At 69.3% G+C, this 21,093-nt stretch carries 27 protein-coding genes and 1 tRNA gene; 14 read left to right on the plus strand and 14 right to left on the minus strand.

What is annotated here, in order from left to right:
• Positions 1–403 (plus strand): thioredoxin family protein (locus ACLQ7T_RS14045; RefSeq protein ID WP_420479983.1); only part of this gene is annotated, 403 nt, incomplete at its 5' end.
• 20 nt (positions 404–423) lie between these two features.
• Positions 424–1,083 (plus strand): redoxin domain-containing protein, encoded by a 660-nt coding sequence (locus ACLQ7T_RS14050; protein ID WP_420479984.1) that lies wholly within the window; start codon positions 424–426, stop codon positions 1,081–1,083.
• On the opposite strand, the gene ACLQ7T_RS14055 is transcribed toward ACLQ7T_RS14050, so the two are convergent.
• Positions 1,055–1,531, minus strand: a complete 477-nt coding sequence (locus tag ACLQ7T_RS14055) for a hypothetical protein (protein WP_420479985.1) — start codon at positions 1,529–1,531, stop codon at positions 1,055–1,057. The genes ACLQ7T_RS14050 and ACLQ7T_RS14055 overlap by 29 nt on opposite strands.
• 125 nt (positions 1,532–1,656) lie before the next feature.
• On the opposite strand from ACLQ7T_RS14055, the gene pgi reads away from it, so the two are divergent.
• Positions 1,657–3,282: a glucose-6-phosphate isomerase gene (pgi, locus tag ACLQ7T_RS14060; RefSeq protein WP_420479986.1), complete on the plus strand. Its 1,626-nt coding sequence runs from the start codon at positions 1,657–1,659 to the stop codon at positions 3,280–3,282.
• Between the two features lie 516 nt (positions 3,283–3,798).
• Positions 3,799–4,155 carry a hypothetical protein gene (locus tag ACLQ7T_RS14065; protein WP_420479987.1) on the plus strand — a complete coding sequence of 119 codons (357 nt, stop codon included), beginning with the start codon at positions 3,799–3,801 and terminating at the stop codon, positions 4,153–4,155.
• A gap of 127 nt (positions 4,156–4,282) precedes the next feature.
• Here the strand turns inward: ACLQ7T_RS14065 and ACLQ7T_RS14070 are convergent, their stop codons facing one another.
• Positions 4,283–4,708 (minus strand): YMGG-like glycine zipper-containing protein, encoded by a 426-nt coding sequence (locus tag ACLQ7T_RS14070; protein WP_420479988.1) that lies wholly within the window; start codon positions 4,706–4,708, stop codon positions 4,283–4,285.
• Between the two features lie 154 nt (positions 4,709–4,862).
• On the opposite strand from ACLQ7T_RS14070, the gene ACLQ7T_RS14075 reads away from it, so the two are divergent.
• From ACLQ7T_RS14075 to ACLQ7T_RS14110, 8 genes are all read left to right on the plus strand, one after another.
• Positions 4,863–6,332 (plus strand): tetratricopeptide repeat protein, encoded by a 1,470-nt coding sequence (locus tag ACLQ7T_RS14075; protein WP_420479989.1) that lies wholly within the window; start codon positions 4,863–4,865, stop codon positions 6,330–6,332.
• A 165-nt stretch (positions 6,333–6,497) separates the two neighbouring features.
• Complete coding sequence (gene groES, locus ACLQ7T_RS14080; protein WP_420470562.1) at positions 6,498–6,785, plus strand: co-chaperone GroES; 288 nt, start codon at positions 6,498–6,500, stop codon at positions 6,783–6,785.
• A 98-nt stretch (positions 6,786–6,883) separates the two neighbouring features.
• Entirely contained in the window at positions 6,884–8,533 is a 1,650-nt protein-coding gene (gene groL / locus ACLQ7T_RS14085; RefSeq protein ID WP_420479990.1) for a chaperonin GroEL, read from the plus strand.
• 176 nt (positions 8,534–8,709) lie between these two features.
• Positions 8,710–8,859: a hypothetical protein gene (locus tag ACLQ7T_RS14090; RefSeq protein WP_420479991.1), complete on the plus strand. Its 150-nt coding sequence runs from the start codon at positions 8,710–8,712 to the stop codon at positions 8,857–8,859.
• 96 nt (positions 8,860–8,955) lie between these two features.
• The gene (locus tag ACLQ7T_RS14095; protein ID WP_420479992.1) at positions 8,956–9,429 is read left to right on the plus strand and encodes a LuxR C-terminal-related transcriptional regulator; all 474 of its coding nucleotides are present in this window, start codon (positions 8,956–8,958) and stop codon (positions 9,427–9,429) included.
• Positions 9,430–9,442: 13 nt separating this feature from the next.
• The gene (locus ACLQ7T_RS14100; protein WP_420479993.1) at positions 9,443–9,802 is read left to right on the plus strand and encodes a hypothetical protein; all 360 of its coding nucleotides are present in this window, start codon (positions 9,443–9,445) and stop codon (positions 9,800–9,802) included.
• Positions 9,803–9,815: 13 nt separating this feature from the next.
• Positions 9,816–10,295, plus strand: coding sequence for a hypothetical protein (locus ACLQ7T_RS14105; protein WP_420479994.1), 480 nt, complete (start codon positions 9,816–9,818; stop codon positions 10,293–10,295).
• Positions 10,237–10,503, plus strand: a complete 267-nt coding sequence (locus ACLQ7T_RS14110; protein WP_420479995.1) for a hypothetical protein — start codon at positions 10,237–10,239, stop codon at positions 10,501–10,503. The genes ACLQ7T_RS14105 and ACLQ7T_RS14110 overlap by 59 nt, the downstream gene beginning before the upstream one ends.
• Before the next feature lie 6 nt (positions 10,504–10,509).
• Here ACLQ7T_RS14110 and ACLQ7T_RS14115 read toward each other — a convergent pair whose 3' ends face one another.
• Positions 10,510–11,805, minus strand: a complete 1,296-nt coding sequence (locus ACLQ7T_RS14115) for a hypothetical protein (protein WP_420479996.1) — start codon at positions 11,803–11,805, stop codon at positions 10,510–10,512.
• Positions 11,806–11,950: 145 nt separating this feature from the next.
• On the opposite strand from ACLQ7T_RS14115, the gene ACLQ7T_RS14120 reads away from it, so the two are divergent.
• Positions 11,951–12,027: transfer RNA gene (locus ACLQ7T_RS14120), tRNA-Arg, on the plus strand.
• Positions 12,028–12,039: 12 nt separating this feature from the next.
• Here ACLQ7T_RS14120 and ACLQ7T_RS14125 read toward each other — a convergent pair.
• Together ACLQ7T_RS14125 and ACLQ7T_RS14130 are read right to left on the minus strand one after the other, a co-directional pair.
• Positions 12,040–12,603 (minus strand): type 1 glutamine amidotransferase domain-containing protein, encoded by a 564-nt coding sequence (locus tag ACLQ7T_RS14125; RefSeq protein ID WP_420479997.1) that lies wholly within the window; start codon positions 12,601–12,603, stop codon positions 12,040–12,042.
• A gap of 70 nt (positions 12,604–12,673) precedes the next feature.
• A complete protein-coding gene (locus tag ACLQ7T_RS14130; RefSeq protein WP_420470571.1) occupies positions 12,674–12,907 on the minus strand; it encodes a hypothetical protein in 234 nt (77 codons plus the stop codon).
• A gap of 419 nt (positions 12,908–13,326) precedes the next feature.
• On the opposite strand from ACLQ7T_RS14130, the gene ACLQ7T_RS14135 reads away from it, so the two are divergent.
• The gene (locus ACLQ7T_RS14135) at positions 13,327–15,066 is read left to right on the plus strand and encodes a class I adenylate-forming enzyme family protein (RefSeq protein ID WP_420479998.1); all 1,740 of its coding nucleotides are present in this window, start codon (positions 13,327–13,329) and stop codon (positions 15,064–15,066) included.
• 6 nt (positions 15,067–15,072) lie between these two features.
• On the opposite strand, the gene ACLQ7T_RS14140 is transcribed toward ACLQ7T_RS14135, so the two are convergent.
• From ACLQ7T_RS14140 to ACLQ7T_RS14180, 9 genes are all read right to left on the minus strand, one after another.
• Positions 15,073–15,528, minus strand: a complete 456-nt coding sequence (locus ACLQ7T_RS14140; protein ID WP_420479999.1) for a chemotaxis protein CheE — start codon at positions 15,526–15,528, stop codon at positions 15,073–15,075.
• On the minus strand, positions 15,525–16,130 hold the full coding sequence (locus ACLQ7T_RS14145) for a response regulator (protein ID WP_420480000.1): 606 nt from the start codon (positions 16,128–16,130) through the stop codon (positions 15,525–15,527). Before ACLQ7T_RS14145 ends, ACLQ7T_RS14140 begins: the two co-directional genes overlap by 4 nt.
• 4 nt (positions 16,131–16,134) lie before the next feature.
• Positions 16,135–16,467 (minus strand): DUF8776 family protein, encoded by a 333-nt coding sequence (locus ACLQ7T_RS14150; RefSeq protein ID WP_420480001.1) that lies wholly within the window; start codon positions 16,465–16,467, stop codon positions 16,135–16,137.
• Positions 16,467–17,018: a chemotaxis protein CheD gene (locus ACLQ7T_RS14155; protein ID WP_420470576.1), complete on the minus strand. Its 552-nt coding sequence runs from the start codon at positions 17,016–17,018 to the stop codon at positions 16,467–16,469. Before ACLQ7T_RS14155 ends, ACLQ7T_RS14150 begins: the two co-directional genes overlap by 1 nt.
• Positions 17,015–17,404 carry a response regulator gene (locus ACLQ7T_RS14160; protein WP_420470577.1) on the minus strand — a complete coding sequence of 130 codons (390 nt, stop codon included), beginning with the start codon at positions 17,402–17,404 and terminating at the stop codon, positions 17,015–17,017. The genes ACLQ7T_RS14155 and ACLQ7T_RS14160 overlap by 4 nt, the downstream gene beginning before the upstream one ends.
• Positions 17,405–17,414: 10 nt before the next feature.
• Positions 17,415–18,464 (minus strand): protein-glutamate methylesterase/protein-glutamine glutaminase, encoded by a 1,050-nt coding sequence (locus ACLQ7T_RS14165; RefSeq protein ID WP_420480002.1) that lies wholly within the window; start codon positions 18,462–18,464, stop codon positions 17,415–17,417.
• Complete coding sequence (locus tag ACLQ7T_RS14170; RefSeq protein WP_420480003.1) at positions 18,461–19,324, minus strand: CheR family methyltransferase; 864 nt, start codon at positions 19,322–19,324, stop codon at positions 18,461–18,463. Before ACLQ7T_RS14170 ends, ACLQ7T_RS14165 begins: the two co-directional genes overlap by 4 nt.
• Positions 19,321–19,782 (minus strand): chemotaxis protein CheW, encoded by a 462-nt coding sequence (locus ACLQ7T_RS14175; RefSeq protein ID WP_420470580.1) that lies wholly within the window; start codon positions 19,780–19,782, stop codon positions 19,321–19,323. The genes ACLQ7T_RS14170 and ACLQ7T_RS14175 overlap by 4 nt, the downstream gene beginning before the upstream one ends.
• 3 nt (positions 19,783–19,785) lie before the next feature.
• Positions 19,786–21,093: chemotaxis protein CheA (locus tag ACLQ7T_RS14180; protein WP_420480004.1), on the minus strand; the 1,308-nt coding region annotated here is incomplete at its 5' end.

The following is a 21,093-nucleotide window of genomic DNA, read 5'->3' on the forward strand; positions in this document are numbered from 1 at the left end:
GACCCTCGCCGCCCGGGCGCCGGTGGAGGCCCCGGGCGCATCGTCCGACACCGCGGCGTCGGGCCTCGCCTCCGCGCCCTGGTCGGCGGAAGCGGTCCGGGCGGCCCTGGCCGAGGGACGCCCGGTGCTGGTGAACTTCACCGCAGACTGGTGCGTGACCTGCAAGATCAATGAACGCACGTCCCTGACCACCCCGGGGGTCCGGAAGGCGATGGACCGGGCGCGCGCCGTCTATCTGGTCGGTGACTGGACCCGACGGGATGACGCGATCACCGCTGAACTGCAGCGGCACGGCCGCTCGGGCGTCCCCCTCTACCTGCTGTACCGCCCGGGCCGGGATGCGCCCGAGGTGCTGCCGCAACTGCTGACCGAGGGCGTCGTCATCGAGGCGCTGAAGCCCTGATCCGGCCGGAAAGGATCGCCGTGCTCCGTGCGTTGGCCCTCGCCGCCGCCCTGACGCTCGCCGCCTGCGGACCGCAGGCCGATGCGCCCGGGGCCGTCGGCGCGCCCGCGGGGGCCCCATCGCCGCGCACGCCGCCCGCGCCCGGACAGACAGCGCCGGACTTCACCCTCCTCGACACCGAGGGGACTCCACGCGCCCTGTCCGACTTCAGGGGCCGGATCGTGGTGCTGGAATGGGCGGATGACGCGTGTCCGTACGTCCGCAAGCACTACAGCGGCTCCCTGCAGGCCCTGCAACGCGGCGCGGCCGAGGACGGCGTGGTCTGGCTGAGCCTGATCCCGGCCGGACGCGCCCGGGACTGGAAGGTCCGGACCGGCGCCGCCCCGACCCATTTGCTACCGGACCCCGGCGGCCGTCTGGGCCAAGCCTATGGAGTCCGGACCACGCCGGAGCTGAGGATCATCGATCGGACCGGCAGGCTGGTCTTCGCCGGCGGGGTGGACGACCGGCCGACGACCGATCCCGCCGATCTTCAGGGCGCGACCAATTTCGTGAAGAACGCCCTGGATGATCTGATGTCCGAACGCCCGCTCCGCACCACGATCGCCGCGCCGTATGGATGCGCCCTCGGGGCCGCCGACGCGTCGCCCCCTAGGCCGGGGGTTGCGGCGGAGCGGTGATGACCTCGACGTTGTCATTGAGCAGATAGTGCAGCTCTTCCAGCGCGACCCGGCGCTCGGCCGGCGTGGCCGCGGCATGGACCGCGGCGACCTTGACCGGAATGTCCTCGGAAATGCCCCGCAGGATGCATTTCAGGTCCCCGTCGGTGCCCCGTTCCTTCAGGATCAGATGACCCTGCATGTCGAGCTCGGCCAGGGCGGTGCTGTCCTGTTCGAAGCGCGCCAGATCGCCCGCGGCGACGGTCCACTCCGGAGCCGCCGACAGGCTGGTCTGCCACTGCCCCACGACCGAGCGCAGCGCGCCGGCCCGCTGGACGATATCGGCGAACAGGGGCTCGCCGGCGACGGAAACCGGCGCCCCGGCGGGGGCGGGCGGCTGCTCGGCCGCGAGCGCGACCTCGGGGTTGGTGAGCATCAGGGAGATGGCCAGGGCGACGCCGCAGGACATGGGGACCTCGGGGGCTAACCTCAATTGTATTGCCGAATCACGGATTCGGCGTTGAACCGACTTACGCTGGACCCGTAAACGAGGGTTTACGACTCCCCGTCTCCTGACCGCCGCCGAGATCGCCGATGACCGCTCGCAACCAAGCCCTGGACCTGCTCCGCGCCGTGGCGCGCAAGGATTCCGGAGCGCGCATCATCCATCATTTCGCCACCGATCCGGGCCGGATGGAACGGATGAGCGTCGACGCGGCGGGCCTGTATCTGGACCTGTCGAAGCAGTCGTGGAGCGCCGAGGGCTTCGAGGCCGCCCTGGACGTCGCGCGGGCCTGTGATGTCGAGGGCCGCCGGGCGGCTCTCTTCGGCGGCGAGGCGGTCAACACCACCGAAGGGCGGGCGGTCCTGCACCCCGCCCTGCGCGCGGTCGAGGGCGCCGACTTCCACGCCCTGGGCGAGCCCGTGTCGAAGGAGGTCGACGACACCCGCGAGGCCATGTGCCAGTACGCCAGCGACATCCGGTCGGGCGCCGAGACGGGCGGGACCAAACAGCCGTTCACCGCCATCGTCCACATCGGCATCGGCGGATCGGACCTGGGTCCGCGCCTGCTGTGGGATGCGCTGAAGCCGCTGGAGCCGGCGATCGACCTGCGCTTCGTGGCCAATATCGATCCGCGCGACATGGCCGAGGCCCTCGCCGGCCTCGACCCCGAGACGACCCTGGTCGTGGTCGTGTCCAAGACCTACACCACACAGGAAACCCTGGCCAATGCGGAACTGGCAAAGACCTGGCTGGCCGAGAGCCTGTCGCCGCGCCGGATGGTGCGCCACCTGATCGGCGTCACCGCCGCGCCGGAAAAGGCGAAGGACTGGGGCTGCGGCCGCACCTTCGGCTTCCGAGACTGGGTCGGCGGCCGCTATTCGCTGTGGTCGGCGGTCAGCCTGTCAGTCGCCGTGGCGCTGGGCTGGGACGTGTTCGAGCGCGTCCTGGCCGGCGCCCGCGCCATGGACGAGCATTTCCTCGAGGCCGACCTGGAGAAGAACGCCCCGGTGCTGCTGGCGCTGGCGCAGATCTTCAACGTCGAGGGACTGGGCCGGAACGCCCGCACCGTCGCCCCCTACGCCCACGGCCTGCGCCGTCTGCCCGCCTTCCTGCAGCAGCTGGAGATGGAGTCGAACGGCAAGCGGGTGAAGCGCGACGGGACGCCCGTGGACACCGCCACCGGCCCGATCGTCTTCGGCGAGCCCGGCACCAACGGCCAGCACGCCTTCTTCCAGCAGATCCATCAGGGGCCGATGGTGGTTCCGGCCGAGTTCGTGGTCGTGGGCCACACCTCGCAGGCCGCCATGGACGAGCGCGAGGGCGACGCCCCCCTGTGGTCCAACGCCCTGGCCCAGGCCCAGGCCCTGATGGTCGGCAAGACGGAGAAGGAGGCCCGGGCCGAGCTGATCGCGGCGGGCGCCCCCGAGGCCGAGGCGGACCGCCTGGCGCCGCACAAGACCTTCCCCGGCGACCGCCCGTCCACGACCATCCTGATGGACGCGCTGACGCCGGAAGCCGTCGGGGCCCTGCTGGCCCTCTATGAGCACAAGACCTTCGTCGAGGGCGTAATCCAGGACATCAACAGCTTCGACCAGTGGGGCGTGGAGCTGGGCAAGGTTCTGGCCAGGGCCATCCTGAAGGACGTCGAGGCGGGCGAACCGTCGGCCGGACTGGACGCATCGACGGCGGAGCTGATGAAGCGGCTGATGGTGTGAGGGCGCGCCCGAAGCAGACCTCGTGAGTGTCTGCCACGGGTGGGAAGCGAACCTAGAGGAACCGGATCGTGGGCCTCTCGAAGCAGACCACCTCAACACATTCTTGGGCGGTTGCTATCAAGCAAGAGAACGTGGGCTCAGGCTGCGACGCACGCACATGTTTTCGATATTCGACGACGTATGGTGCGTTCTCACTCATGAAGACGCCGGTTCCGCCGTCCTGAGTCGTGATCAGCGGTTGGCCATCGAAGGCTTGCAGATAAGCCCAGAAGTCACTCTCCGCGTAGGAACGAAAAGCCCTAGGCGGATCGAACTGCACCTCGAAGTGGGGAAAGCCTTCAACGGCCAAAGTGACGACCAGCGACCCGACGTCATACCGCACATCGTGGAGGAAGAAGTCTGGAACCCGTTGAGGTGTCTCTGCCATGCCAAACCATCACCGACCGGCGGCACGTCCGCAACGGGTCGGAAGCGGACTCCACATCATGCAATGAGGATGCGGAGGGAAATCCGACCATGACGATCGTCACGCCGTTGCTTGCACTCGCCCTGCTGACTTTACCGATCGACCAGGAACATGGAGCCGCGCCGGAACCGCTTCAATGCACGGCGGGACCGATACAACGCTCGTTCGGTGGCACTGAGTGGCTGACTTACGGCTGCACAGACCGGCAAACGCTGATCGTGGTCTCGGCTCCGGGCAACCCGGCCATGCCGTTCGTGTTCATCCTATCCACGACTGATGGGGGCGTTCGGATCAGTGGCGAGGGTAATGGCGACCAGGAGGCCACGGCCCCGGCGTTCGAAGACCTCAAGAAAGTATCCCGCGAAGTCCTCGACCAAATGATCCGAGAAGCCGAAACACGTCCCTGAACGTCCGCCATGGGTCGAAGGCGGACCCTGAAACCCCGCCCCACGAAAAAGGCGGGCCCGTTTCCGGAGCCCGCCTTCCTCGCCCGCGTCCGACCGGGCCGACCCGGCCGGACGAATGGGGTCCGGATCACCAGCGACGGTCGTAGCGGTAGTCGCGGCGTTCATCACGACGGTCGCGACGGTATTCGCGGTAGTCCTGACGCTGCTCCCAGCGCGGGTCGCGGCTGTTGATGCCGTGCTCGCGCTCCCAATGGCCCTGGTTCCGGTAGCAACGGCCGCCGCGGTAGTAGCCGCAGTCGTCATCGCGGTTGTTGCCGGACGCCGCGCCGAGCGCCGCGCCGGCCAGGGCGCCGCCGACCACATAGGTCCCGTCGCCATTGCCCAGCAGGGCGCCGGCCAGGCCGCCGACAACGGCGCCGACCACGGCGTTGCGGCCGGTGTTGTCGTCGTTGCGGTCACGGTAGCTCTGGGCCGAGGCCGGGGCGGCCGCCATCAGGGTCACGGCGCCGACCAGGGCCGGCGTGGCGACTGCGAATTTCGAGAACGTCTTCATGGTCGGCTCCTTCAAACGGTCCGGCGTCGTCGCCGGGTGTGGGACCTTTATGGAGGCGCGAGGCTGAACCGGCCGGGAGGACGATGTTCAGGTCCGGTTCACCTTGCATAAATCGGTGTAATGCGGGCTGATGCGCGACCGGGAGGGTCAAGGCGTGACGCGACTTCTGATGATCGTGGTTCTGGCCGTAGGGGCGGGCGTCGGCCTGTCGCTGACGATCGCCACGCCGGTCGCCGCGCAGGTCGCGCCACAGGAACCGCCTCCCCCGCCGCCGCCACCACCACCTCCTCCGCCGCCCCCTCCGCCGCCGGCGGCGCGACCGCCCGCGACCCGCGCGCCGTCCGATGTGCGCATCTCCGCCCCGACCGAGGTCGATCCCGTCCGGGCCATTCTGGAGCGGGAAGCCGACCCCCGCGTCGCTGCCGAGGCCCTGGTGGCGCTGGGCGTCGAGCGTTACGGCGCGGGAGACGCGGCCGGCGCCGGGGCGGCGCTGAAGGCCGCGGTGGAGGTGGTCGAGACCCGTCTCGGGCCGGATGATCGCGCTGTGGCGCACCCCATGGCCGTCCGCGCCCGCCTGAAGCTGGAGACCGGCGACTACGTCGGCGCCCTCGGCGATCTGGACCGGGCCCTGTCCCTGCTGGGCGAGGCCGAGGCCGATCTGACCGAAAGGGCCACGCTTCTGTATGACCGGGCCCGCGCCCTGGACGCGCTGGGCCGCAATGAGGAGGCCGAGGTGGCGGCCCGGGCCAGCCTGGACCTCCGCCGGCTTCGTCTGGGCGAGGTGCACGAAAAGACTGCCGACAGCCTGAATCTGGTCGCCAACGCCCTGACCGCCCAGGGACGGCATGCCGAGGCCGACCCCCTCTACCGGCAGGTGCTGGGCATGTACGAGCGGCTGTACGGGCCGGACGACTTTCACGTCGCCATCGTGCTGTCCAACCTCGGCAATTCGCTGCGACGCACAGGCCGGGCTCCCCAGGCTGAACCCCTTTACGCCCGGGCGGTGACGATCGCCGAAGGTGCGAACGACCCCGTCCTGCTGGCCCAGTGCCTGACCAACTATGGCTGGTATCTGCACGAGACCGGGCAGGGGGAGCGCGCCGAGGCGCCCTTCCGCCGGGCGCTGGCGCTGGCGCTGGAGATCGTCGGACCGGACCACCCGTTTACCGGCAACGCCCGGGCGAACCTGGGCTACGCCCTGGCGGATCAGGGCCGCTGGACCGAGGCCGAGGCGCCGTTCCGCGAGGGTCTGGCCGTCTATGAGGCCGGCGTGGGCCCCGACAGTCCGGACCTGCTGGAAACCCTCCACGGCTACGGCGCGGTGCTGGACCGGCTGGGCCGGGCGCCGGAGGCCGAGGGCGTCTACCGTCGCGCCGCCGCCCTCGCCGCGACGCGCCTGCCGCCGGGGCACGCCGTCGCCCTGGCGGGGACGGAGCAGTACGCCGGCTTCCTGATCCACCGGGCCCGGTCGGATGAGGCCCTGGCCCTGGTGCGCGGCGGCCTGGAGGAGCTGCTGGGCCAGCAGGCCCGGGGCCGCGACTGGCGGACCCGGGTCCGGGGCGCCCGACCGCTCTTCGCCCGGCAGGTCGAGGCCGCCTGGACCCTCGCCGCCGCGACCGACTGACCCGGCGAAATTCCACGGGCGCCGCTTGACGCTGGATGCCCGCCCCCCTACCTGCCGCTCGCGTTGGCACTCTCACCGGTCGGCTGCCAAAGCGGCGACCGGGCGGGAGGGCGACCGATCATTTCAGAACGCCCCGATCCGGGGGTTTCAAGAGGGAGAAGTCCGATGGCGTTCCGTCCGCTCGGCGACCGCGTGCTGGTCAAGCGCGTTGAAGAAGAATCCAAGACCAAGGGCGGGATCATCATCCCCGACACCGCCAAGGAAAAGCCGCAGGAAGGCGAAGTCATCGCCGTCGGCGCCGGCGTCCGTGACGACAAGGGCGTCGTCCAGGCCCTGGAACTGAAGGCCGGCGACCGCATCCTGTTCGGCAAGTGGTCGGGCACCGAGATCAAGATCGACGGTGAAGACCTGATCATCATGAAGGAATCGGACGTCCTGGGCGTCCTGAGCTGAGTGAGGCGTGAGTGGTGAGCCGTGAGCAGAAGACCTGCTCCCGCCGCCGCTCCGACCTTCCACTCACTACTCACTAGCAATTATCAAGGAGCAGCCGGATGGCCGCCAAGATCGTACAGTTCAACACCGACGCGCGCGACAAGATGCTGCGCGGCGTCAACGTCCTCGCCAATGCGGTGAAGGTCACCCTCGGTCCGAAGGGCCGCAACGTCGTGATCCAGAAGTCCTTCGGCGCCCCGCGCTCGACCAAGGACGGCGTTTCGGTCGCCAAGGAAATCGAGCTGGAAGACGCCTTCGAGAACATGGGCGCCCAGATGATCCGCGAAGTCGCGTCGAAGACGAACGACAAGGCGGGCGACGGCACCACCACCGCGACCGTCCTGGCCCAGGCCATCGTGCAGGAAGGCCTCAAGGCCGTCGCCGCCGGGATGAACCCGATGGACCTGAAGCGCGGCATCGACAAGGCTGTCGGCGTCGTCCTGGAGGAGGTCAAGACCATCTCCAAGCCGGTCTCGAACAACTCGGAAATCGCCCAGGTCGGCACCATCTCGGCCAACGGCGACGAGGAAATCGGCACCCTGATCGCCGAAGCCATGGCCAAGGTCGGCAATGAAGGCGTGATCACGGTCGAGGAAGCCAAGACCGCCGAAACCACCGTCGACGTCGTCGAGGGCATGCAGTTCGACCGCGGCTACCTGTCGCCCTACTTCATCACCAACGCCGACAAGATGGAGGCCCAGCTCGAGGAGCCGCTCATCCTGCTCCACGAGAAGAAGCTGTCGTCGCTGCAGGCCATGCTTCCGATCCTGGAAGCCGTGGTCCAGTCGGGTCGCCCGCTGATCATCATCGCCGAGGACATCGAGGGCGAGGCCCTGGCCACCCTGGTGGTCAACAAGCTGCGCGGCGGCCTGCGCGTCGCCGCCGTCAAGGCTCCGGGCTTCGGCGACCGCCGCAAGGCCATGCTGGAAGACATCGCCATCCTGACGGGCGGCCAGGTCATTTCGGAAGACCTGGGCATCAAGCTCGAGAACGTGACCCTGGACATGCTGGGCCGCGCCAAGAAGGTCACCATCACCAAGGACGACACCACCATCGTGGAAGGCGTCGGCGAGAAGGCTGACATCGAGGGCCGCGTCGCCCAGATCAAGGCCCAGATCGAAGCCACGACCTCGGACTACGACAAGGAAAAGCTGCAGGAACGTCTGGCCAAGCTGGCCGGCGGCGTCGCCGTCCTGCGCGTCGGCGGCTCGACCGAAGTCGAGGTGAAGGAGAAGAAGGACCGCGTCGACGACGCCCTGAACGCGACCCGCGCGGCCGCTGATGAAGGCATCGTCCCGGGCGGCGGCATCGCCCTGCTGAAGGCTTCGAAGAAGCTGGACGGCGTGACCGGCGACAACGCCGACCAGAACGCGGGCATCGCGATCATCCGTCGCGCCCTGCAGGCTCCGATCCGTCAGATCTCGGAGAACGCGGGCGTCGAAGGCTCGATCGTCGTCGGCAAGGTGCTGGAATCGAATGAAGCCACCTTCGGCTTCAACGCCCAGACCGAACAGTACGGCGACCTGGTCAAGATGGGCGTCATCGACCCCGCCAAGGTGGTCCGCACCGCCCTGCAGGACGCCGCCTCCGTGGCCGGCATCCTGATCACCACCGAAGCCGCTGTCGCGGACGCGCCGAAGAAGGCCTCGGCCGGCGGCGCCCCCGACATGGGCGGCGGCATGGGCGGCATGGGCGGCATGGACTTCTAGGGTCCGGCCGTTCAGCCGATCCGCTGAAACAGAAGAGGGCGCTCCGGGAAACCGGAGCGCCTTTTTCGTGGGCGGTTGTCGGCGGTCCGGCGCCGTCTCCCGTCCTGCTCGCGCCGCAGACGGAACGCGGGACGCGACCCGCACATTCCGATGGCGTGACTGAAGGAGACCACGCCATGACCGACCCGAAAAATCGCCTTGAGGAAGACCTCGAACGCCTGCGACGGGACGAGGCGGCGATGAGAAGGCCGGACCGGGCCATCCCCCTGCCCCGGGACGAAGACGAGGACGACGGCGTGGGTCCGGTGACCGGCGCGGTGCCCTGAGAGCGGTCGCCGCGCGTCGCGTCGCCCGCGCGGCGTCTCAAGATGCTGGACGTTCAATGTCCCGACGACATAGCTTGATCCCGAGGGGGTGAGGGTATGCCGGAACGGCTGACCAAACGGCAGGAGGAATGCCTGCGCCTGTCGGCGACCATGACCGACAAGGAAATCGCGCGCGCGCTGGGCATCTCCGAGAACACGGTCGACAAACACTTCCGCGAGGTCCTGCGGAAATTCGGGGTCAGCACACGCAAGGCGGCCCTGCGGGCCCTGGCGTCTGACGCGTCATACGCGGCGGACGCCATACCGCCGGAGCCGGTTTCGCCGCCAGATGGGCGCGTCGATGCGGACCGGATCACCGGCTCCCTCGCTCCTGCGGCGCCGGCCGACCGAACCCTGTACGGGGTCTACAGTCGACTGGGGCGGTGGCGGACGCCCGGATCTCCGGCTGTCCGCGCGGCGGCCGTCTTCGGATGGGCCTTCGGGGGGCTGATCCTGCTGATCATCCTGACCGGTCTGGTCGGGCTGGTTTTCGGGGGAACGAATCCGTTCGCGCCGACAGCTGGCAACTGACCCCGAGGACCCCATGAACACCGCCCAGAAACCCGACCAGTACGCCAGCGCCGTGGCGCTGGACCTGCGGGACGCCGAACATATGCTGGACGCCGCCGGAGCCCGGCTGGCCGACACGATCTCCCACGCCCTTTCCGGTCGCGGCGCGGCCGGGCTCGGCGCGGAAGCCGGTCACCGCGCCTTCAGCGCCGCCGCCAAGGCCCTGCATACCCTGACAGAGGCGCGCAGCGAACTGGTCCAGGCCCATGGCCACGCCCAGAGGGACGCCCGGCGCCTGGCCCTGAATCATACCCTTCTGATCCCGGGCGAGCAGAAACCCGGCGATACGGAACCGGGCGGCCTGGCGCCGATCGGCCGGCTGGCGACCGTCTGAGGACTGACGCCGCGTGGCCACCCTGGCGATCACCCTTCTGACTCTCGCCGGCGTCCTGGCCCTGCTGCGCTTCGGTGATCGGGAAGAACGGATCATCGCCGGCGTGGTGCTGGCCCTTCTCGTCCTGGTCCGGGTCGTCGATCCGGTCCAGATCAACGGCTGGAAGGCCGGCGTGGCCGGGCTGGAGACCGCCTTCCTGATCGTCATCCTGTGGCTGACCTGTGTTTGCGATCGGTGGTGGCTGACCGCGCTCGCGGGCTTTCAGCTGATTTCCCTGCTGACCCATGTCGTCCCCCTGCTGAACGACGGCCGCTACCTGTTGTGGACGGCCATCACGATCCGGCTGGAGGTGTGGGTCCTCATCTGCATCACCTTTTTCGTCGGCGCCTGGGAAGCCTGGGCCGCACGACGTTTCGCCCGGGAGGGCGTTTCCCATGACCAAGACCAACATCGACCAGGCCTGGTCGGTCTGGACCCAGTCCGCCGGCCCTGACCCTCGCGACGAGGATCGTCGCGCCCGCGCCGAGGCGCAGATCCTCGACCAGAGGCCGGAGTCGCCGAAGCAGGCGGCCATGATCCTCGAGGTTCTGCTCGACAACCTGCGCGCCGGCAGCCGCAGCGACGATCGCGATCTCGGCGCGCTGGTCCGCCTGACCGCCTTCATGCGCGGCCTTGACCGGGACAGCCGGGTCGCCGGCTGAACCGGATCAGTCCAGGTCGACCGGCAGGGTCTGGCTCGACAGCAGGGTCTCCATGCCCTGCCAGTGGTCCGGCCCCTGCCGCTCGACCCAGGCCTGGACCACGTCGCGGCCCAGACCGTAGTTGATGATGTAGCTGCGATAGGTGTCGATGAAGCGCAGGCGTTGCGTCGCCTTGGCGCGATCGGCGAGGGTGTATTTCATCAGCCGCTCGATGGTCTCGTCACGGCTCACCCGACCGGCCAGCCAGTCGTCGGCGATGGTGTATTCGGCGCGCGCCAGCTGACGGGTCAGGGCCATCAGCTGGGCCTTCTTCTCCGCCGTCGCCGGGTCCAGGCCGGCGAGGGGGAACAGCACCTCACGCTCGAACCGGGTCCCCTCGCTGCCGGGGAAGGCCAGGTCGATGCCGTAGTTGGCGCTGCCCTCGGCGACGAAGCTCATGGGGCTGAACAGCGGGTAGACGCTCATCTCGACCCAGCCGCGCTCGCGCACGAAGGTCTGTTCCAGCAGGGCGTTGTAGACGTGGTGGCCGGGGTAGCCCTCATGGCAGCCCAGGTCGATCGCGCGCTCGGTGTAGATGGGGAAGTCGGCGTTGATCTCGATCTTCGACTGCGAATTGCCCTGGTAGTAGTTGTACCCCGACCACGGCTTGTCCCCGACGAAGGCCAGGGTGAAATTCTCGTTTGCGGGCAGGGTGATATGGCGCGCGGTGCGGGCGCGGCACTCGGCAATGGCGGCGTCCATGACGACCTGCAGCCGCTCTTTCGGAATGACATAGTGCGAGCGAAACTCCGTGACCCGGTCGGTCAGGGACCCCGCGCCCGGCAGCAGGGCGTCGATCTCGGCCAGCACAGGGTCGTAGGTGGACAGGGGGCGCAGTTCCGGCCGGATGCCGAAGAGGGCCTCAGCCTCGTCCGCGAAGCTCATGGTCTCGCCGGACAGCATCCGCAGCCGGGCCGAGGCGGCCGCGACATGGGCCAGAAGATACGCCTTCCGCTGACGCACCACGGGATCCGCCCCGGCGACGGACACGGCGTTCAACCGGTCGCTCAGGGTGGCCGCGCCCTGGATCAGTTGGGGCAGGGTGCGCGGATCGGCGTGGGCCGCCGCCTGCCATTCGGCCGGGCCGTAGTAGGCGTCGACATAGCCCGGCTCGCGCTCGCCGATCTCCAGCGTCAGGGCGACATAATCCCGGGCGATGGCGTCCAGGGCATCCCCGCCCGCGGCGCCTCCGGCCGGGGGTGAGGCCGGATTGGAGGCGCAGCCCCCGACAAGACACAGCAGGGCGAGAATGGCGGCGCGCATCGGATCCTCCCGTCGAAACGAGGGCGCAGGCTAGGCTCCGAACGACGCGGGGCCAAGCGCGATGCGCGCGCCGTCATGCTTTCGGGATTGAGGGCGGGCCGCTCCTGCTGTAGAGGCCTTCGTCCCGGCCCCGTCGCCGGCAGACGCACCCGTAGCTCAGCTGGATAGAGCGTTGCCCTCCGAAGGCAAAGGTCACACGTTCGAATCGTGTCGGGTGCGCCACTTCTTCCGGGATCACCGGACCGCCTGATTCCCGCCCCCGGCGAAGGTTTCGATCATTCGGGCGCAGAAGACCGGCAGGTCATCCGGATTGCGCGACGTCACCAGCCCCCTGTCGACGACGACCGCCTCATCGACCCAGTCTGCGCCGGCATTGTCCAGGTCCGTCCGGAGGGAGGGCCAGGATGTCATCCGCCGTCCGTCCACCGCCCCGGCGTCGATCAGGGTCCAGGGGCCATGGCAGATGGCGGCGACCGGCTTTCCGGCGTCTGTGAAGGCCCTGACGAAACCCACCGCCTGATCGTCCATCCGCAGGGCGTCCGGATTGATGACGCCGCCGGGCAGGACCAGACCGGCATAATCCCCCGCGGAGACCTCGCCGAGAACCCGGTCAACCGGCACCCGGTCTCCCTTGTCGTGATGTTTGAAGCCCTGAATTTCGCCCGCCTTGGGCGAGACGACCTCGACTGTCGCCCCCGCGGCCCTGAGCGCATCGACCGGCCGGGTCAGCTCGACCTGTTCGAATCCGTCCGTGGCGAGGACGGCGATCTTCTTTCCGGCGAGGGCGGCGTGGGTCATGTCAGGTCTCCGGGAACGGGGGTTGGAGGACGCCAACCGGGACGACCGGGGACGGTTCCCGGGGCCGGCGTCACGCCACCGCGCGCGGACCCGTCTCGCCCGTCCCGGTCCGCTGCCGTCCCATGGTCCAGTTGGGCAGGACGCGAACCCGGGGGTTCGGCGCGCACCAGATCTCGCCGCCCTCGTTCAGGGCGGTGATCCAGATCAGATTGTGATCCTGGCCGTAGTCGATGACGGCGAAGGCGTAGCCCGCCCCCTTTCCCTCGACGTGGACGGGAATGGTGGGATTGAGTTGGGTGAACATGGCGATCTCTCCGGAAGACCGCTCAACGGGCGTGACGCCTTCCGGTTTCGCGCCGTCTGCTAGCCGACAGAGCCCCTCACCTGTCCGGCGCGGAGAACAGGAAACCGGCGTTTTCTATAACTAAAGTGAAGGCTGCGCCGACCCCGGGCCTGTCGTATGAAGCGGGCGTGTCCGGAGCCCGCGTATCGGCTTTCCGGCCGTGGTGTCGAACGGTTCCTGTCGAGTCTCCTGAGACAGCCCGTTCCGGCACGCCGCGATCCGGCGCCTCGCTCCAGTCCCCCCGGGGAGAGGCGCCGGAGCGTTAGGCCGCCGCGGACAGATCGATCCTGCGACCAACTGAACCTTGATCACCCCGGAGAAACGGGGTCACAGTGGCGTCCAGACCAGACCGCGCAAAGCGGCGGATTCAGGAAACGCCCATGACCGATCAAGCCGCCGCCCGCGCGTGGCCCGCGCTGACCCTCGCCCAGGCGACCGCCGCCCTGACCGCCCCCGGCTCGCCGTTCGAGGTGGTCGAGACGACCATCGAGGGACGGCCGACGAAGATCTGGAAGAACGCGCCGCCGACGCTGATGCACGCCTTCCTGGCCGGGCGGCAGTGGGGCGACCGGACCTTCATCGTCTACGGCGACGAACGGGTGTCGTTCGAGGCCTTCGCCCGGGCGACCCTGGCCCTGGCGGCGGCGCTGAAGGCCCGGGGGGTGATGAAGGGCGACCGGGTCGCGGTGGCCATGCGCAATGTGCCCGAATGGCCGGTCAGCTTCTTCGCCGCCACCCTGCTGGGGGCCATCGCCACGCCGCTGAACGCCTGGTGGTCGGGAGAGGAGCTGGCCTACGGCCTGAAGGACTCGGGCAGCACCGTCGCCATTGTGGACGGCGAGCGGCTGGAGCGGATCGCCCCTCACCTGCCGGAGCTGGCCGGTCTGACCGACGTGCTGGTCTGCCGGGGCCGCGAGGCGTCCGGCGATCCGCGGGTGGAGCGGCTGGAGGCGGTGATCGGCGGCCCGGAGACCTGGGCCGACCTGCCGCCGGGCGAGATGCCGGGCGTGCCGCTGGACCCTGAGGACCCGGCGGCGATCTTCTACACCTCGGGCACGACAGGATTCCCCAAGGGCGCGCTCGGCACGCATCGGAACGCGGGATGCGGGGCCGTGGCGGGGTTGTACTCGCTGGTCCGCGCCTTCGTCCGGCGCGGCGAGGCGCCGCCGGTCCTGGACCCTGCCGCCCCGCCGAAGGTCGGACTGGTCTCCATTCCCTTCTTCCACACCACCGGCTGCAACGCCCTTCTGCTGCCGGCGCTGGTGACCGGCCAGACCCTGGTCTGTCAGCGCCGCTTCGACGCCGGCGAGGCCCTGATGCTGATCGAGCGGGAGAAGGTGAACCTGATCGGCGGGGTGCCGACGGTGGCGATCCAGCTGCTGCAGCATCCCGACCGCGATAAATACGACCTGTCCTCGCTGGAGACGGTGACCTACGGCGGGGCGGCGGCGCCGACCGATCTGGTGCGCCAGATCGACGACCGGACCACGGCCCGGCCCGGCTCGGGCTGGGGCATGACCGAGACCTCGGCCACCCACACCCACCATTTCGGCGAGGACTATGTGAACCGCCCCGACAGCTGCGGCCCGGCCATGCCGGTCAGCGCGATCAAGGTGGTGGGCCCGGACGGCGTTGAGCTGCCGACGGGCGAGGTGGGCGAACTGCTGGCCTACGGGCCGAACATCGTGAAGGGCTACTGGAACAAGCCCGAGGCGACGGCCGAGACCTTCGTCGACGGCTGGGTGCGCACCGGCGATCTGGCGCGGATCGATGAGGAGGGCTTCTGCTTCATCGTCGACCGGGCCAAGGACATCATCATTCGCGGCGGCGAGAACATCTACTGCCAGGAGGTGGAGGCCGTGCTGTTCGACCACCCGGCGGTGGCCGAGGCGGCGCTGATCGCCAAGCCCCATTCGGTGCTGGGCGAGGTTCCGATCGCCGTCGTGTCGCTGGCCCCGGGCCAGACGGTGGATGCGGACACCCTGAAGGCCCTGACCGCCTCGCGGCTGGCCGCGTTCAAGACGCCGGTCGAGATTCACATCGTTGACGAGCCCCTGCCCCGCAATGCGGCGGGCAAGGTGGTGAAGGGCGAACTGAAGGCGCGCTTCGCCGAAGGCTGACGCGCCCTAGGCCGGCGAGAAGGCCGCCAGGACCTGCTTCAGTCCCTGCAGGAGGGTGTCTGATTCCGGTCCGGCCCTGCATCCGCCGGCGAGGATGAGGCGCAGGGCCTTCACGTGCACCTCGACGGCGGGCCAGCTCCAGGTCCCGGCGACCTGCATCCGCTCGCTCAGGTCGCACAGACTGTATCCGGCCGTGTAGAAGGGCCCGGTGTCGAAGAAGCCCGCCATGTCGACCAGGGCGGAGGCGAGGGCGTAGACCCGGGGTCGGCTGTCGGCGGCGCCGGCGGCGCAGAGCTCTTCGAGCTGGCCGACCCGTCGCGCGAGATCCGCCATGGTGTCGGCCCTGTGGCTCTCGAGCCCGACCTCGGCGAGGCGTTTCGCCTCGGCCACGGTGCGCCCGCCGGGGATGGCGAGCTGGCGGGCCAGCTGGCTCTTGACCTTGACGGTGCGGGCCTCGCTCACAGCGACACCCGGCGCGGTTTCATCAGCATGTCGATGTCAGCCTGGTCCATGTTGGCCTCGGCGGGTTCGCCGACGTGGGTGGACAGATCCCCGGCGCGGCGACCGGGCAGGCCCAGGGGCGGGCCGAAATTCCGGACCCGGCGATCCGGCCCGACGTAGTTCTCGCTTTCGACGAACTCCCGTTCGTCGTTCCCCAGCCACAGGATCCGGCGCAGCAGCACGCTGGGGGTCAGGGGCTTGGCGACCACAAAGCTGGCGCCGCAGTCCCGGCTCTTCTGGACGGACGACTGGGCCGCGTGGCCGGTCAGCATGATCAGCGGCGTATAGCGGGCCGGCGCGGGCATCTCGCGCCGCAGCCAGCGGGTGAAGTCATAGCCGTCCATCTCGGGCATCGAGCAGTCGACCAGAATGAGGTCGATGGCCTTGCGCTTGACGATCTCCGCCGCCTCAAGGGCGTTCTCGCACTTGATCTGCTCCCTCACGCCGAAGCCGTGAAAGATCGAGCTGAGCATGTCGAGCGACTTGGAATTGTCGTCGATCAGCAACACGGTCGAGTGTTCCAGATTGACGCGGGCGTTCGAGCTGGAGGCCGCGGCGGACATGGCGTCAATCGAACAGATGCAGGTCGCCCGCCCCGTCCGGCGGACGGGCGGCGTCATGACCGTTCAGGCGTCCGGCCATATCGGCGAGAAGGACGCTGGACACGGCGTCGGTCGAGGTCTGGCCGGAGGCGAGGCCGTTCAGCACGCCGGCGACCGCATCCAGACGCTGGATCAGGACATCCAGCGCCTGCGCGTCGGTCAGGGCCTCGGCCCGATGTTCGGCCGGCAGCCGCCGGACAAGGTCGGTGAGCAGGCCGGACACCCGGTCCACGCCCGAGCGGACATCGCCGATCTCGGCGGCCAGGGCGGCCAGCAGGGAGGGCGTGTCCGCAGGCATCAGAACAGCTCCAGATCGCCGCCGGCGGCCGCCGGCGCCGGCGCAACGACGGGACGCGGCGGCGGCGCCACGGTGTCGGTCACCCCGCGTTGCAGGGCGCGGCCGCTGACCGGCCAGTAGTGGACACGACGGCCGCCGGCGCCGCGGAGGCTTCCGCCCACGACCCGGATGCCTTCGTCACGCAGGAAACGTTCGGCGAAGTCGGCATTGGCCCGGCCGACGTCCCGCAGGCTGTCGAACATGCGGCCGCCGCCGAACAGCTTGGCCTCCAGACGCTCGCGACGGGCGCCGGCCTTGATCAGCTCGTTGATCAAGAGCTCCATCGCATAGGCGCCGTAGCGACGCCCCGCATCGGTGCCCGCGCCCGCGCCGTCCGGCAGCAGGAAGTGGTTCATCCCGCCGACGCCGGCGACCGGATCGGTCAGGCAGGCGGCGACGCAGCTGCCCAGAACCGTGGTCAGCATGACCGCCGGATCGGACGTCACATGGTGTTCGCCCTGACCGACATGGACGCGGATCTCGCCGCGCTCGGGAGACGCGCCGGGGCTCACGTCAGTGGTCCGAAGACGGCTTCCAGCTTCTCTTTCAGCTGGGCCACGGTGAACGGCTTCACGAGGTAGTTGTTGACCCCGAACTGCACGGCGCGCTGCACCAGTTCGCGGTCGGCGCGACCGGTCAGCATGATGAAGGCGGTGGTCTGGACCGGCGGGTGGGCGCGGATCGCGCGCAGCAGACCCAGACCGTCCAGGTTCGGCATGTTGTAGTCCGAGATCACCAGGTGCGCCGGGCGGGTGATGATCTCCCGCAGGGCGATCTCGCCGTCCGAAGCCTCGCGGATTTCGCGCACGCCGAGTTGTTGCAGGCTGTTGCGGACCAGGGACCGGATGGTCTGCTGATCATCGACAACAAGGACGTGGAGGGCGGCGGCGGCGGGCATGCGTATTCCTTCAGGCAGCGTTCGGGGCGGCGCGGGGGGAGGCGGCGCAGGCGTCGAGAATGGCGGAGCTGAGACGGTGAAGCGGAAGCTGCCGTTCGACAGCGCCCATTTCGAAGGCGGCGCGCGGCATGCCGTACACGACCGAAGACGCCTCGTCCTGGCCGAGGGTGCGCGCACCGGCTTCCCGCATGGCCAGAAGACCCTTGGCGCCGTCCTTGCCCATCCCGGTCAGGATGACCCCGGCCATCGGCCGGCGCAGACGGATGACGGAGTTGAACAGCACGTCCACCGAGGGTCGGTGGCCGTTGACGGTTTCGGTGCGCACCAGCCGGCAGCGGGGGCTGGCGCCGGCGACCTCGAGATGGGCCTCGCCGCCCGGCGCGATATAGATATGGCCGGGCATGACCGGTGCGCCCTCCTCGGCCTCGGCGACCGTCGGGGCGCAGACCTTGTCCAGACGGGCCGCGAAGCTGCGGGTGAAGGTCGCCGGCATATGCTGGGTGATCACCGTGGCGGGACAGTCGGCCGGGAAGCCCTGCAGCACCGTCAGCAGGGCCTCGACCCCGCCGGTCGAGGCGCCGATCGCCAGGATCAGGTTGGGGTCGGGGCGATAGCCGCCGGGCGCCGGCGTGGAGGCCGGCACGTCGCCCCGCGCGCGGACCCGCGCCCGGGCCGCCGCCTTCACCTTCGTCGCCAGATCGGCGAAGGCCACCGAGGCGGGCGTGCCGTCCATCGGTTTGCCGATGGCGTCGACCGCGCCCATTTCCAGCGCGCTGACGGTGGTCTCGGCGCCCTTCTGGGTCAGGGTCGAGACCATGACCACCGGCATCGGCCTCAGCCGCATGATCTTCTCGAGGAACTCCAGCCCGTTCATGTTGGGCATCTCGACGTCGAGAGTGATGACGTCGGGGTTCAGGCGCTTGATCGCCTCCCGGGCCTCCAGCGGATCGGCGGCCGACCCGACCACCTCGATCTCGGGGTCGCGGCGCAGGGCGGCGCTCAGCAGGCCGCGCATGGTCGGGCTGTCGTCGACAACCAGGACGGTGACCTTCTCGCTCATGCGGCGGTCCCCAGCTGGTAGGTGGTCAGACCGCTGGTCCGCAGTTTGGTCGCCGCCGCGCCCGAGACCCGCTCGGAGTGGCCGATGTACAGGGTCGCGCCGGGGTTCATCAGCGGCAGGAAGCGATTCCAGACCTTCTCCTGGGTCGCGTCGTCGAAATAGATGACCACGTTGCGGCAGAAGATGACGTCGAAGCGGCCCTTCATCGGCCAGTCGCCGATCAGGTTGAGCTCCTTGAAGGACACCAGTCGCTTGAGCTGGGGTCCGGCGACCCACTGGCCGCGGTCCAGACGGTTGAAATATTTCCGCCAGAGGGTGGCCGGCGCCGGGTCCAGCGCCTCCTCGGCATAGACGCCGTCATGCCCCTGGGCGACCATGTTGGGATCGATGTCCGTGGCCAGGATGCGGACGTCCAGATCCGCCGCCTCGGGCAGGGTCTGCAGGACGGTCAGCGCCATCGAATAGGGCTCCTGCCCGTTCGAACAGGCCGCCGACCAGAGGCGGACACGACCCCCTGCGCGGGCGCGTTCGGCCAGCTTGGGCATCACCTGGTCGCGCAGGTGATCGAAATGGTGCGGCTCGCGATAGAAGCGGGTGACGTTGGTCGTCAGCGCCGCGGTCATCAGCTGACGCTCGTCGACGCCCTCGGCGCCCTCGATCAGGGCGCAATACTCTCGGAAGCTGCGCAGGCCGAGCACGCGCAGGCGCTTGGCGAGGCGCGAGTAAACCAGCGCCGCCTTGCCCTCGCCCAGGGCGATGCCGGCGTGGGAATGCAGGGTATGGGCGATATGGCGGAAGTCTTCCGGCGTGAGGACGAACTCGCCCTCCACCATCGACGACGCCCCGGCGGCGGAGGTCATGCGGCTTCGGCTTCCGCTTCCGGCAGGATCATGTCCAGCTCGATCAGGCTGATCATCCGGCCGTCCAGGGCGAAGATGCCCTTCACGAAGGTGCGGACCTCGTCGCTGGCGACATCCGGCGTCGGCTGAACCGTGCCTTCCGTCAGCTGGATGATGTCGGACACCGCGTCGACCAGCAGACCGACCGTGCGGCCGCCGATGTGGGCGACCATGATCACGTGACGGGCCGTCGGCTCGGAGGTGCGCAGGCCGAAGCGGGCGCCCAGGTCGACGATCGGAAGAACCGCCCCGCGCAGGTTGATCACGCCCTTCATATAGCCGGGCGATCGGGGAAGCGGCGTGGCGGGCGTCCAGCCGCGGATTTCACGGACGGACATGATGTCCACGCAGAACTCCTGCTCGCCGATACGGAAGGCGATCAGTTCACGGACAGCGGCGTTGTTTTGCACTTCGGTCATGGATCAGCTCGCGAGCTTGAGTTCGGCGCCGGCGGTCCGGCGACGGGCGTTGGCGACGATGGCGTCGACATCGAGGATCAGGGCGACGCGGCCGTCGCCCAGGATGGTGGCCGCGGCGACGCCGGGCACCTGCTGATAGTTGGTTTCGAGGCTCTTGATGACGACCTGGCGCTGGCCCTGGATGGCGTCCAGCATGAGGGCGGCGCGGGCCCCGGACTCGGTCTCGACAACCACGGCGACGCCCTGGCCGGCGACGCTCGGGGTGTCGCGGAAGCCCATCACCTGGGCCACGTCGATCAGCGGCACGAAATTCTCGCGGAAGCGGATCACCGCGTCGCGGCCACCGACATAGTGGACGTCCTCGGCGCGGGGGGTGAGGCTTTCAACGATGTTGGAGAGCGGCGCGACCAGGGTCTGTTCGGCCGCCGCGACCACCATGCCGTCCAGAACCGCGAGGGTCAGCGGAAGGCTGAGGGTGAAGGTAGAGCCCTTGCCCGGGATGGAGCTGATCGAGATCCGGCCGCCCAGGGCCTGGATCGACCGCTTCACCACATCCATGCCGACGCCGCGTCCCGACACGTCGGTGATGGTCTCGGCGGTGGAGAAGCCCGGCAGGAAGATCAGGTTGTCGATCTCGTCGTCGGTCAGGACCGCGTCCTCGGCGATCAGGCCGCGCGAGACGGCGATGCCCTTGACCCGTTCGCGGTTGATGCCGCGACCGTCGTCGGAAATCTCGATCACGATGCGGCCCGAACGGTGCAGGGCGGCCAGATGGACCGTGCCTTCCGGCGACTTGCCCGCGGCCTCGCGATCCGCGGGCGTTTCCAGCCCGTGGTCGATGGCGTTGCGCAGCATGTGGGTGATCGGCTCGGCCAGACGTTCGACCACGGTCTTGTCGACCTCGGTGTCCTCGCCGGCGGTGACCAGACGGACCTTCTTGCCGGTCATCTCGCTGACTTCGCGGACCAGACGCGGCATGCGCTGGAAGACCGACTTCACGGGCTGGGCCCGGATGGCCATGACGCTGTCCTGGATTTCCCGGGTCAGCAGCTCCAGGTCCTCGAGACCCATCATGACGGCCGAAGACCGGGCGGCCATGCCGCTTTCGGTCACGCGCTGGGCCAGCATCGCCTGCTGGATGACCAGTTCGCCGACGGCGTTGATCAGGCGATCAACGCGGTCGAGATCCACGCGGATGGTCGCGGGCGCGGCCGGACCCACCGGAGCCGTCGGGGCCGGCGCGGCGGTGTTCGCCGCCACCGGTGTCGGTGCGACAGGGGCAGGCGCCGCGGGCGCCACGGGGACCGGCGC

Origin of the sequence: Brevundimonas sediminis, from assembly GCF_048799765.1 — a bacterium.
Taxonomy (GTDB): Bacteria; Pseudomonadota; Alphaproteobacteria; order Caulobacterales; family Caulobacteraceae; genus Brevundimonas.

Excerpts from the sequence above, each read along its gene's own strand:
- ACLQ7T_RS14055 (WP_420479985.1), bottom strand. The coding sequence starts at position 1,531 with ATGTCCTGCGGCGTCGCCCTGGCCATCTCCCTGATGCTCACCAACCCC.
- pgi (WP_420479986.1), top strand. The coding sequence starts at position 1,657 with ATGACCGCTCGCAACCAAGCCCTGGACCTGCTCCGCGCCGTGGCGCGC.
- ACLQ7T_RS14065 (WP_420479987.1), top strand. The coding sequence starts at position 3,799 with ATGACGATCGTCACGCCGTTGCTTGCACTCGCCCTGCTGACTTTACCG.
- ACLQ7T_RS14070 (WP_420479988.1), bottom strand. The coding sequence starts at position 4,708 with ATGAAGACGTTCTCGAAATTCGCAGTCGCCACGCCGGCCCTGGTCGGC.
- groES (WP_420470562.1), top strand. The coding sequence starts at position 6,498 with ATGGCGTTCCGTCCGCTCGGCGACCGCGTGCTGGTCAAGCGCGTTGAA.
- groL (WP_420479990.1), top strand. The coding sequence starts at position 6,884 with ATGGCCGCCAAGATCGTACAGTTCAACACCGACGCGCGCGACAAGATG.
- ACLQ7T_RS14090 (WP_420479991.1), top strand. The coding sequence starts at position 8,710 with ATGACCGACCCGAAAAATCGCCTTGAGGAAGACCTCGAACGCCTGCGA.
- ACLQ7T_RS14095 (WP_420479992.1), top strand. The coding sequence starts at position 8,956 with ATGCCGGAACGGCTGACCAAACGGCAGGAGGAATGCCTGCGCCTGTCG.
- ACLQ7T_RS14100 (WP_420479993.1), top strand. The coding sequence starts at position 9,443 with ATGAACACCGCCCAGAAACCCGACCAGTACGCCAGCGCCGTGGCGCTG.
- ACLQ7T_RS14110 (WP_420479995.1), top strand. The coding sequence starts at position 10,237 with ATGACCAAGACCAACATCGACCAGGCCTGGTCGGTCTGGACCCAGTCC.
- ACLQ7T_RS14115 (WP_420479996.1), bottom strand. The coding sequence starts at position 11,805 with ATGCGCGCCGCCATTCTCGCCCTGCTGTGTCTTGTCGGGGGCTGCGCC.
- ACLQ7T_RS14125 (WP_420479997.1), bottom strand. The coding sequence starts at position 12,603 with ATGACCCACGCCGCCCTCGCCGGAAAGAAGATCGCCGTCCTCGCCACG.
- ACLQ7T_RS14130 (WP_420470571.1), bottom strand. The coding sequence starts at position 12,907 with ATGTTCACCCAACTCAATCCCACCATTCCCGTCCACGTCGAGGGAAAG.
- ACLQ7T_RS14135 (WP_420479998.1), top strand. The coding sequence starts at position 13,327 with ATGACCGATCAAGCCGCCGCCCGCGCGTGGCCCGCGCTGACCCTCGCC.
- ACLQ7T_RS14145 (WP_420480000.1), bottom strand. The coding sequence starts at position 16,130 with ATGTCCGCCGCGGCCTCCAGCTCGAACGCCCGCGTCAATCTGGAACAC.
- ACLQ7T_RS14150 (WP_420480001.1), bottom strand. The coding sequence starts at position 16,467 with ATGCCTGCGGACACGCCCTCCCTGCTGGCCGCCCTGGCCGCCGAGATC.
- ACLQ7T_RS14160 (WP_420470577.1), bottom strand. The coding sequence starts at position 17,404 with ATGCCCGCCGCCGCCGCCCTCCACGTCCTTGTTGTCGATGATCAGCAG.
- ACLQ7T_RS14165 (WP_420480002.1), bottom strand. The coding sequence starts at position 18,464 with ATGAGCGAGAAGGTCACCGTCCTGGTTGTCGACGACAGCCCGACCATG.
- ACLQ7T_RS14170 (WP_420480003.1), bottom strand. The coding sequence starts at position 19,324 with ATGACCTCCGCCGCCGGGGCGTCGTCGATGGTGGAGGGCGAGTTCGTC.
- ACLQ7T_RS14175 (WP_420470580.1), bottom strand. The coding sequence starts at position 19,782 with ATGACCGAAGTGCAAAACAACGCCGCTGTCCGTGAACTGATCGCCTTC.